This is a genomic window from Erwinia piriflorinigrans CFBP 5888 (assembly GCF_001050515.1).
Lineage (GTDB): Bacteria > Pseudomonadota > Gammaproteobacteria > Enterobacterales > Enterobacteriaceae > Erwinia > Erwinia piriflorinigrans.
In genome coordinates this window covers 1-1,995 of record NZ_CAHS01000009.1, presented here as the reverse complement: position 1 = coordinate 1,995, position 1,995 = coordinate 1, and the positions used below count along the sequence as shown (strand labels likewise).

At 59.4% G+C, this 1,995-nt stretch carries 1 protein-coding gene; it reads left to right on the top strand.

Annotated elements, in window-relative coordinates; translation table 11 throughout:
* A partial coding sequence (locus tag EPIR_RS03625; RefSeq protein ID WP_048696872.1) for a hemagglutinin repeat-containing protein occupies nucleotides 1–1,995 on the top strand: 1,995 nt, incomplete at both ends.

The window sequence follows — 1,995 nt, the reverse complement described above, 5'->3', positions numbered from 1 at the left end:
CAACAGCGGTAAAATTGCTGGCCGCGAAGTCACGCAGATCGATGCGAATACCCTGAACAACAGCGGCTTTATCGGCGGTAACCGCGTCAATCTTAATGCCCTGAGCGATATCAACAATAGCGGCGGCACCCTACAGGGCGGCGACAGTCTGCTGGCCATCGCCGGTGGTGATATCAACAGCAGCAGCACGCTGGCGGGTGATAACACCAACCGCTATCTTAATCGTGCGGCGGGCATCTATGTGCAGAATGACGATGGCACGCTGGGCCTGCAGGCGCTTAACAATATCAACCTGACGGCAACGCAGATCGCCAACAGCGGCGCGAACAGTCAGACAAAAATCATCGCCGGTAATGATCTTAATCTTAGTACGCTGAGCACCACGCACAGCGAGAAAAGCGACTGGGGCAGCGATAACTACCGCCATCTGACGCAGACCACGGATATCGGCACGCAGCTTAACGCCGCTGGCAGCGTGGCGCTGAGCGCGGGCCACGATCTCAATGCGCAGGCCGCCACCGTTACCGCAAAAGAGAGCGTAACGGCGCAGGCGGGCCATGACATTAACCTGACCGCCGGTGAGTCGGCTTATCATCTGACCGAACACAGTAAGCAGAGCAGTAAAGGCATGTTTTCCGGCAAGTCGGTGGAAACGCATGACGAAGTGCAAAACCACAGTGCGCTGGGCAGCAACATCAGCGGCGACAGCGTGACCCTACAGGCAGGTCATGATCTGCGGGTGAAGGGCAGCAGCGTGGCAGCCACTCAGGAGGTCAACCTGCTGGCGGGCAATGACCTCAACATTACCGCCGCCGACCAGTCGCGTCAGGAAACGCATCTACATGAAGAGAAAAAAACCGGCCTCTCCGGCACCGGCGGCATCGGCTTCAGCTACGGCAAAAATGCGCTGAAAATCACCGATGATGGCCAGTCCCACAGCAGCGCAGGCAGCACCGTTGGCAGCACCCAGGGCAACGTCAACCTCACTGCTGGCAATGCGCTGACGGTGAAAGGCTCGGAGGTGCTGGGCGGCCAGGATCTGGACCTGATCGGTAAACAGGTCAATATTCTGGCGGCGGATAACCAGAGCGTGCAGACCCATACCGTGGAGCAAAAACAGAGCGGGCTGACGCTGGCACTGTCGGGCGCGGTGGGCAGTGCGATTAACACCGCGGTCACCAGCGCCAATGAGGCCAGTACCGCCAGCAGCGGGCGTCTGGCGGCGCTTGACGGCATCAAAACAGCGCTGGGCGGCGTGCAGGCGTATCAGGGCTATCAGCTCGGTACGGCTCAGGCCGAGGATGCGCAAAACCTGTTTGGCGTAAACCTGTCTTACGGCAGCCAGTCGTCCAAATCTCAGCAGACGCAGACCTCGAACCAGAGCCAGGGCAGCACGATCACGGCAGGAAATAATCTCAATATTCACGCCACCGGCACGGATATCACCGTTCAGGGCAGCCAGCTACAGGCCGGCAAAGACATCGGCCTGGCGGCTAACCGCGACGTCAACCTGCTGTCGGCGCAGAACACCTCGGTTCTTGAGGGTAAAAACGAAAGCCACGGCGCGTCCGTCGGCGTCGGCATTAATTTTGGCGGGGATAAAAATGGCCTGACGTTTAGCGCCAGCGCCAATAAGGGTAAAGGCAGCGAAAGCGGCAACGGCATCACGCATACAGAGACCACGCTTAACGTCGGTAATAATCTGACCATCAGCAGCGGGCGTGACACCACGCTTACCGGCGCACAGGTGAGCGGCGACAGGGTAACGCTGGACACGGGCCGCGACCTGACCTTAACCAGCGAGCAGGACAGCGATAATTACGACTCGAAGCAGCAGAATGCCAGTGCGGGCGGCAGCGTTGGCGTTGGCTCCCCCAGCGGCTCGCTTAACCTGAGCCGCGATAAGATGCACAGCACCTGGGATTCGGTGCAGGAGCAGACCGGCATCTTTGCCGGCAAAGGCGGTTTTGACATCACCACCGGCGGGCATACCCA